Below are 9,008 nucleotides of genomic sequence, written 5' to 3' on the forward strand. Positions count from 1 at the left end.
TAACCCTTCATGGAAACATTATGTGCTCAACGCCTTTCGGCATCAAAGATCGATTCACTCTGAACCATATCTCCGGTTCCAGGCATCCAAATCGTGCTCAACGCCTTTCGGCATCAAAGATAGATTCACCACAGGAGCCGGAAGATTCAAAAACTTTTGAAAAAGAAGTAGTGCTCAACGCCTTTCGGCATCAAAGATCGATTCACTCCGCAAAATTTACCTTAAAAATACCGCCATGTTAAGCGGTTATTTTCATGGATCTTGGGGCTACGAGTTTAAAAACAAAAAATTATCAAGCCCCTGGTGATATATCATATTATTGGCTACGAGTTTAAAAACAAAAAATTATCAAGCCCCTGGTGATATATCATATTATTTTCTTTGGAATTATTGCCTATCAAGTACCGGTTTGCAGCTATATTGCCCCAAAACCATTTAATTACCAACAGTTATCGATAAAATTTTCTTGTTTTCCTAATTTTCCCAATGGTACATGAATCAGTATATTTCATATTTGACATCCGGTCCTACCCATTTCTCGGTTCCGGTGCTATCAATTATCCTTTGGGCGCAACTCGGGCAGAGGCGCACAATCAGTAAACTATCTTCCCCTTCGAGAATTTTACTCAATCTATGGCGCAGGGAAGCCAGTCTCGTTTTGCTCAGATGGGCTCGAAAAATGGATAGTTGCAGGTGATCTCCACAGCCCTTAAGGATTTTGTAGGCCTTGGCCCAACGTTTGGGGTCGCGGATATCATAACAGATCAGGTGCCAATGTTTTTCTTCGCCCATCAGCGTAACCTCAAGCGGGCAAATAACCCTGGCTGGCCGGTCCACTCTTTTTCAAGGAGCCGCGCCTCCAGTTCGATGGTCCGGGCGTAACTCAAGGAATAGTTAAGGACCGGATGTTTCCACTTTTCCTGTTTGCGGCTTTCATATAGCTGAATGGCCTTCCGTCGGCCCTCGGTATTCAGCCATACCTGTCCAGGGGTTATCTCAAAATCGGATTTCTGCCACTGTCGCCGGTTTATGGAGCCGATCAACGGAATATCCCATAACAGGAGGCGAAAAAGTTCCATTAAGTCTAAGGCCAAAGGGTAGGCAGGAGAACGGGGAGTATGGAAAAATCCCAAGGCCGGTTCCAGCCCTACGGCTAATAATGCTCCAACGCAATCACGGTAAAGCAGAGCATAGCCGAAAGAAAGCAGGGCATTGACCGGGTCTTTGGGTGGACGGCGATTACGTCCCGAAAATGCCAGAAAATCCTCGGCAGATGTTTTTAGGATGAAGGGCAGGATCTCAAAGTAGGCGCGGCCAGACAGACCCTCGTATCCCCGGATTCTCTCTATAACCGCAGTTGCATCAAAATCAGGGCCATCGGCGGTGACAGTTTCCTGGCGGTTTACTTCCTTAAGGGTATCCCGGAATTGGTTTAGTCCTGTCTGTATTACCATCTCTGTTTCCAAACCGGGCTGGCTCCGGATCGTCCGCATCACATAACGCAGTTGATTTTCCACCTTGGCAGCCACCAGACGGCAAGCCAAACGCACTTTAAGATGATGGTCCGCAAAGGCCTGATGCTGCCTGTGCCGACGCTGCACCTTGCCCGCGCCCGCCGCGAAGGCCCCGATATAATGACCGCCATAGGAAAGCCAATGCAGGCCGATTTCATTGGCGGCGCAATAATGAATGGCCTGGGTGCTTACCTGGACATTTCCATGCAGCACCAAGGCCAGTATATTTATCCCTGGCAAAGGTTTTTTGCTGCCGTCTGGTCGGCCTATGACCAGTTGCTCGCCTTCCCGGCCCACGGTAGCCCCTTGCTCCACGATGTGGACTACCCGCCGGTCGTCATCGGGGGGAAAGAGACGCTGGGGTTTGGGTTTTTCGGCCAGGGCAAACCGTTCTTCTTCTGGCAAACAGACGGGGGACAAAGAGCAGGTGCGACAGAGTTTCTCCGGGACCGCGACCGGAGGGCGTTCCAGAGAAGCCTTCAATTCCCTGGCCCGGGCTACCGCGGCCTTGACTTCTTCACCGGCAGTCTGCGGTTGGATGGGAATCTTGACCTTCTGGTTATCGGCGTGATAGTGAATCACTGCCTCTTTGACCTCCTGGCCGGTGTGTTCCGCCAGAAGCAGCGCATAAGCCATAACCTGTAGGCGGTCGCTGGGCCAGGGCGCGCCTTTTTGGGATTTTCCCTTCTTATGTTCCACTACCACCCATCCACTGGACCGGTGTTTCAAACAGTCCAACTTCCCCTTGAGGCCCAAGGTTTCGCTGGCCAGTTCCAGGGTATAGGGCTCCTCGTCCTTTTCCAGCTCCGTATGCAAACGTCGGCCGTCATAGACATTGGCGTCGGCGCGGCGAAGCTCCTCCACCTCTTCCAGATAAAAGAGCCTTTCGCAGTAGGCCAGGGCGTGCAGGGCCATAACGCGGATTAAAGGCTCACCCGTAGTCTTGTCGGCGGCATGGAAGGAGGTGAAGGAGTCGGCTGAAGCATCATGTGGCTTTCCCATCTTATTCCCCTTTAATCTTTCAACAATGATTTATCTCTGGGGACCGACAATGGTAATCCAACGGGGATCATAATCCGGCGGTTCAGATAAAGTTTCCGAGGGCAGTAGGGTAAAGTGCTCCAGGCGTGACTGGCCGTGACCGCAGCGTGGGTGCTGCACCCAAACCGGTAGCTGATAATATCCTTCCGGATCCTGACATAAAAAACGACCTTGACCACTGGGCATTTTCAGGGAGATTTCATTGACCAGATGGCTGGATTCCCCCAAGGAAAGTCCACCGTAACGTATAATTTCCCGGCGGCGTTGCGGTTCCAAGGCTGCTCTTACACGGTCAGTCAGAGTTTGACAGGCCTGGCCATCTCGTAGCCAGAGCCAGAATTGCAGGTCCAGAAGGATGTCTTGATAATCTGGCCTACGCTCCGTCAACGGGTCAGCGTCTTTTTTGGACTGCGGCACTCGGCGAAGTTTACGAAAAATCCGGCATTTTTCCGGCTCTTGGGACAGAGCCAAGGCCAACTCCACCCCGGCATACTGCTCTTTGTCCGGCCAGTCCACACCCACCAGCGACAGAAGCATGCCGAAAACCGTGGCCGGCGGAGGCAAGGCATAGGTCTCCTGGTATTCCCGAGCCCAACGGGGACGGAAGGAGCAAATGGGAACGTCCACATAGAGGCATACGCTATCCATGACTTTTACCCTTGAGATTGGGGAACTGCCAGGTCGTCATCCTGGACCATTCCCATGAGGGTGTTCACGGCTTTTTTTACCCCAGGCAAAAAATTTGCACCTTTATCTTTGAGAGCTTTAAGTTCAGGAATGTGTAAAGGGGTGCCGATGATGAGCTCCGCCGCTTCGATGTCCCCGTCTATCCGCCGGAACAGAGGGTCGAGGCTGATGCCACCATGGTCGTCCTGCATAAAACAATATAGGAATCGGGGAGCGGGGTCGTCAGTCCAGCGCAAGACAATAACTTCTGGGGAAAAATCCGTTAAGTAGCGGGAATGATTGCCGCCGACTCTTCTCAGGCTGCACAAACCTTCCAGTAATTGCCGGAGCCTCTCTTTCTTTTCCTTGGCGGTAAGTTTGTCTTCTTTATCCTGGAAACCCATCCGGCCCAAGAATGCCGGAGTCAGGGCAAAGCCATACTGATAGCGGGTATCATGGACTTCCACCGCATAGGGAATGGGATTCTTGTGGGTGACGCCGGGATTGCTGCCCGGGGAAGCGAAGTTTTGCATTATTTCCCCCCGCCAGGGGGTGGTGGAGATGGCTCGGGTTATTTCCAGAAGGCCCCGGCGGCTCAGGGTCTCTTCCCTGGCATGCATGTAGCCCAGGGCATCGTCATCAAGGTATTTATGCCATTCCTTGAATTCACGATCACGAAAGTCACATTCCCGATGGTTTTTCAAACAGCGGTTAACTTGGTAATTTTTGGCCTGCCAGCCCTCCCGCAGGGCATAGCGGATGGCCTCAGCGGACACGGTGGTGTAGAGGTCGCCGTTTCGCAAAACTTTTTGTAAGGTGGTAGCCGTGCCTTCTGTTTCCCCGCGGTTGTTGGCGTAAGTTCCCTGATGGGTCAGAATCATGCCGAACAGATGCTTACTCATCACTGCTGTCCTCCCCTTTTTCCGAAGTTTCCTTTGGTTTACCCAATCTCTTGTCAGTGAAGGTGACCAGCGCCAATAGCGCCAGATCTCTAGACTTTTGCCAATCGTAGGGGTGGTTGAGAAAACGCCAGAGAGCTTCCTTCTTTTCGGTAAGTTCTTTGCTCCCCCCTCCCTCGGCAAGGAATTCCATGATAAATTTGCGGTTCAACTCCCGGGTCTTAGCGCGCATCAGGCCACGGCGGACGGCCTGCAGCCGGTCATCCCAGCGCTCCAGAAGATTGCGGCTGCCACCCCGTTTTTGGGCTTCTTCGTCTTTGTTCAAAAGTTGTCTTAAAGAATGATGAAAAATGCTCAGCAAGGCCTGTTCTTCCGGGCTATCCCACATTACCGTTTCATCGGCCAGATTCATAAGCGCCCTCCTTTCAAATAAGAGGTTATTAAACCACAGGTGTTCCAGTGAAATGCTCTTCTGTTCCTTCTGCTTGGTTCTTTGGCGTTGGTTTTCCAGTTTATCAACCTGCCAAGGGTGGGGCCATAGCAGGTCCTGATACCAGGGCCGGTCATGAATCAGATTGTCAGCAATGCGCCCCCGGGCAGTAGGCTGGCGAATCCAGAGATTGGCCTGGACCTGCGCAGGGTCTTCAGTCTTTTCTATCTGGCGCGTTCTGAATTCATTAGGCAAATAACGTATCATGCGCTCATAACGTTTGATGGAGATTTCCGCGGGTCTCAATTCCAAAATTTTTTTTCTTACCTTCTGTCCCTGATAATGGCTTACCTGCCCCATGGCTGCAATATAGACCTTTTGCAGGCCCAAACGCCGTTCCATCCCTCGGGCCGCATAAGCGCTGGCAAAACTCAGGGCTGCATCTCCCAGGCTCTGGACTCGCACCCGTAGAAAATCTGCGGGCGCCTGGCAGCGAAGCAGGGGGAAGTGTTTGGCAAAAGTGGTCAAACTTTTTATTTCTGGAACCAGGAAGGCCCAATTAGGCCTAAATTGTCCCCTACCTGCTGCTTTTATCTTAGTCATAGGCAATTCAAAAAATACACAGGATAGTGGGGCAAAGATCAATAAAAGACCCAGCTTGGGAGGACCGCTCCAGTTTTCCTCCTCTTTGGCGGCTTTGCCGAATCTTTTGGCGGCGCCGGGATAAATCCAGGAGGCCGAAAGGTGAATGGCCTCTTGTGTCATCCCTTGCTTAAGAATTTCCGGAAGTATTTTGACTGTTGGCAAACCTCCTTTACGAGGCTTTATCTTTTGATAATTGATTTGAAAGAAATGGTGTTCATCTTCTTTGACGATCTCGGTAATGGGTTGTTCTCTAGGAAGGACCTTGGGATGTTGAAAGAAAGTTTGGAATAAACCCCTGTGAATATCCAAACGCTTATAAATATGCTCCCGTTCATCCAGCGATCGATGTAAGCCGGGCAGATAGAAAACGCCTTCTCTTTCCTGCCAAGCCCACTCCACCAGCTTGGTCAAGATGGCTTGATCTTCACTTTCCCACCAGAGCTTTACAGAATGGTCTGATAACTCCCAAGTTAAGAGGCGTTGGAGTTCCTGAACCTGGGAATCGCCCTGGGCAGCCCACTCATCTGCCGCGGTCAGCGAAAGGTACAGCCCTCCCAGCCCGGCTCGCTCCAATACTCCCATTCCCTCGTCGGTCAAGGACCACTGCACCTTTGGCGTTAAATGATTTCCCATGACTGTTTTCTCCATTTTGCCCCCCTTACCGGGTCGTATTCAATAACTCCCTCTCCGGCCACGGGGTAACCGGCAAAGCGTTCTGAAAGTGTAAATTGAGGATGTAAATACATAGGTATGGTCCAGGCGGCGACATTGTGGCAGTTTGGTTTCTGCCTCCTTTTTTTGAGAAAATCCTGGATTTCAGTAAGGTCCTGCCTTAAGATCACGGTAATAGAAGCATCGCCTTCACGGAGTGGGCGCTGATCGCTTTCCCAGACCCCGTCGAGCCAGGCCGAGTAGGTCTTGATCTCTTCTGATACCTGAATCTCTTCTAAGGCCTTGGCCAGATGACGCTGGCTTAAGGGTTTATTGATCATAGTGAGGAGAGCCTGCTTCGTCATAGCCAGATCCTGATTCCGATAGGGTCGATTTTCTTGACACGAGAAGTCATAGACCAAACAGCGACCCGGCAAAGAATTTTTTTGGGGATAGCGGTTCAGCCTTCCCAACCGCTGGATCAGTGCTGGAAACGGGGCCAAGGCAGTGACCAACAAATCGGCGCTTATATCCAGGGACATTTCACATACCTGGGTGCTGATTACCAGAGCCGGGCCTTCCTGACGGAAGCTATTGATAACCCTTTCTTGTAAGCTTACCCGGTCCTGGTAGCGAAACCGGCTGTGATAAAGAACGGGCGCTATATTCAGGTTCATGGCCAAAGCGTGATCATAGGCTGCTACTGCATCAGCCACGGTATTGCAAACCCAGAGTACTTTTCCGCCGTTTTCCAGGATTCGTTCTACTGCCGGCCAGCAGTCTTCTGGCACCTGACACCACTCCAATTGGTAGCGGTCCAGATTTTCCAGCTCAGGATCCCCCCTGATGGGTTCAGCCAGCCGTTCACCCAAAGTTGCCCGCAAAAAATTGAGACGATTTTCCGGAATAGAGGCGCTCATGAGCAATACCGGAGATTCGGTAAAAGTCCTTAAAAATCTTATCAGTGCCCCAAAAAGCTTGGCATCGTAATTGTGAATCTCGTCGAAAACAAAAGCTCCAGAGGCTATGGCAGGAAAACTGAACAGGGAACGGCGTTGGTTTTGCATGAGCCCCAAAACGGTATCTACTGTGCAGGCGATGACCTGTTGGGGCCAGGCTTTGAGAGACTCCAACCGCTGGTTTTCTTCCCATATATCCTCTTCATCAGATCGCAATATCCTTTCTATGTCCACCTGGGCGCGTCCGTGAATGAGAGCCCGCTCTAAAGAGCTTTGTGCTACGAGATAGTCCTCAAAACCAGATGAGGCTGTTCCGGTAGTGGGATAACAGAAAAACAGCTTTTTCCCGGCAGCATGGCGCATGGCCCAGGCATAGGCCGCCAGGGTCTTACCGGTGCCACAGCCCGCGATTGTGAGAGTCACCGGTGCCAAACTTCTTGCCACTGACTCTTGAAAATCACGTAAATCGCCACCGCCCAGCTTATCCTGGATAATCTTTTCTAGATTCTCGGGGACCAGATATTGCTGCAAAGCCCCTTCAATCCATCTTAGTGGTTCAGTAGTTTCCGCGGTTAAGGCTGAACCGGCCACATCCGCTGCTATTAGCACAGCTTTGGCTAACGCCAGGGAAACTTTTTCATCAGCAGAAAGCTGGACAACCAAATTACTTGAATCATAGACATAGTCTTCCACTATTGTTTTTAGATTTTGGGCATCAAGATCATCAACTTCAGCCAATGGAATAATAACGTCCTGTAATTCTGGAACTTCTATTTTCTGGCAAGCGAAACAAGCTGCCATTTTAAGGAGTTCTTTAACGTCAGGGTGTGATCCCCAAAATATGAATTCCTTGGGTGTGCCCTGCACTCTTACCAATCTGTCTGTTTCTTTTGTGTGAATGTGAAATGGTTTATCCAAATGTAGCTTGAGGTGATGTCCTCCCGCTACCCAACTGAGCATCCATATAAAATGTTGGCCATAGCCAGCAAAGGCTTTTTGCACCCAATCTTTTAGTGGACTATTTAGCTGAGCAATGAGCAAGGCACTTAATATTTCATGGCGAATGGGATGGATTTTATTGCAAAAAGCTTTTTTTCTCAGTAACATTCCCTGAAATATATTAGTTGCCTTACCAAGATCATGCAAAATAGCTCCTATCAATGCCAGTAACTCAAAACACTGCTGATTCCTAAAGATATTAAAATACCTTAGAGATGCTATTATCTTTTTAGTCGCATTTAAAACCTGTCTGGTATGTCCTACCAACGATTCCCATGGCTTAATAATCGAATGATTGATAGGGCTTTTTGCCAGTAGTGTCTTGGGCGGCAGCATCACAAAATTTCCGGCTCTTTTTTCCATACCTCAAAAAAACCGCAGCCCAGCTTGCGGCGACCTCCCAGGCCATACTCCTGGACTAAAAAGGATGCAGATGCAGTTAGTTCCGAAACTAAAATTTCATAGCCTACCACTTGCTTACCGTGCACCTGAAAGGTCCGCCGTTTGCCCACAGAAATTCGGCCCTTGACGCCTAATTTCTCCATTTGTTTTTTAATTTCGCACTCAAAACGCGTTCGGTCCTGGCCGTTCTTGGTGGTTGCTAATGGAGAAAACAATGCTGTTGCGGGTATCAGTGCCCTTGTGTTAGGCACACCGATCCGAATTATATCTTCTTGCACTACTAAAGATTTTCCGGCCAGACCGAGATAATCTTTTATCCGGCTTATCGGCAATCTCAGCATCAATTCTGAATTTGGCGATATATCCAAACGGCCATTCCCCAAGTAGCGTCCCCTAATAAGTTTTAGGCCTACGTCTTGATCGTCATGGATAACGGGGCAAACTCGACTGATGGCGCTGTAGAGAGCAAAACCGTGATCTACTGCAAGGTATTTTCCCGATACCTTGAAAACCAAGTCTATTTTGCGATCCATTTTATCCCCCGTACACCCGCGCCCGGGAGCGGGCGGCGTTGATCAATACTCCCACGTTGACATCCAGGTAATCATAGACCCGGGCTTTGTCTTTGCCCGGCGCCGGTCGTAAAATCCGCCCCAGGTATTGCAGCACCCGGCCGCTGAACCGGATGGGCGTGGCCAGAAACAGGGTCGAGAGTTCCGGGCAGTCAAACCCCTCGCCGACAAGCTGGCCGGTGGCAATCAGGACCTTGACCTGGCCGGCGTTCAGGGCGGCGATAATCTCC

Annotated in this window: 8 protein-coding genes; all 8 read right to left on the reverse strand. The window is 50.4% G+C overall.

Features of this window, described 5'->3' with window-relative positions; genetic code table 11:
- Positions 1-498 precede the first annotated feature (498 nt).
- Positions 499-792: a CRISPR-associated endonuclease Cas2 gene (cas2, locus tag JRG72_10740; protein MBW2135681.1), complete on the reverse strand. Its 294-nt coding sequence runs from the start codon at positions 790-792 to the stop codon at positions 499-501.
- A complete protein-coding gene (gene cas1 / locus JRG72_10745) occupies positions 792-2,516 on the reverse strand; it encodes a type I-MYXAN CRISPR-associated endonuclease Cas1 (GenBank protein MBW2135682.1) in 1,725 nt (574 codons plus the stop codon). Before cas1 ends, cas2 begins: the two co-directional genes overlap by 1 nt.
- Before the next feature lie 30 nt (positions 2,517-2,546).
- Positions 2,547-3,203, reverse strand: coding sequence for a type I-MYXAN CRISPR-associated protein Cas5/Cmx5/DevS (gene cas5, locus JRG72_10750; protein ID MBW2135683.1), 657 nt, complete (start codon positions 3,201-3,203; stop codon positions 2,547-2,549).
- Between the two features lie 5 nt (positions 3,204-3,208).
- Positions 3,209-4,123 carry a type I-B CRISPR-associated protein Cas7/Cst2/DevR gene (gene cas7i, locus JRG72_10755; GenBank protein ID MBW2135684.1) on the reverse strand — a complete coding sequence of 305 codons (915 nt, stop codon included), beginning with the start codon at positions 4,121-4,123 and terminating at the stop codon, positions 3,209-3,211.
- Positions 4,116-5,828, reverse strand: a complete 1,713-nt coding sequence (cas8a1, locus tag JRG72_10760; GenBank protein MBW2135685.1) for a type I-MYXAN CRISPR-associated Cas8a1/Cmx1 — start codon at positions 5,826-5,828, stop codon at positions 4,116-4,118. The genes cas7i and cas8a1 overlap by 8 nt, the downstream gene beginning before the upstream one ends.
- Positions 5,813-8,167 carry a CRISPR-associated helicase Cas3' gene (gene cas3, locus JRG72_10765; GenBank protein MBW2135686.1) on the reverse strand — a complete coding sequence of 785 codons (2,355 nt, stop codon included), beginning with the start codon at positions 8,165-8,167 and terminating at the stop codon, positions 5,813-5,815. Before cas3 ends, cas8a1 begins: the two co-directional genes overlap by 16 nt.
- The gene (gene cas6, locus JRG72_10770; GenBank protein ID MBW2135687.1) at positions 8,140-8,739 is read right to left on the reverse strand and encodes a type I-MYXAN CRISPR-associated protein Cas6/Cmx6; all 600 of its coding nucleotides are present in this window, start codon (positions 8,737-8,739) and stop codon (positions 8,140-8,142) included. Before cas6 ends, cas3 begins: the two co-directional genes overlap by 28 nt.
- 1 nt (position 8,740) lies before the next feature.
- The coding region (locus tag JRG72_10775) for an ATP-dependent helicase (GenBank protein ID MBW2135688.1) at positions 8,741-9,008 on the reverse strand (268 nt) is incomplete at its 5' end.

This window comes from Deltaproteobacteria bacterium (assembly GCA_019309545.1).
Classification (GTDB): Bacteria; Desulfobacterota; Desulfobaccia; order Desulfobaccales; family Desulfobaccaceae; genus Desulfobacca_B.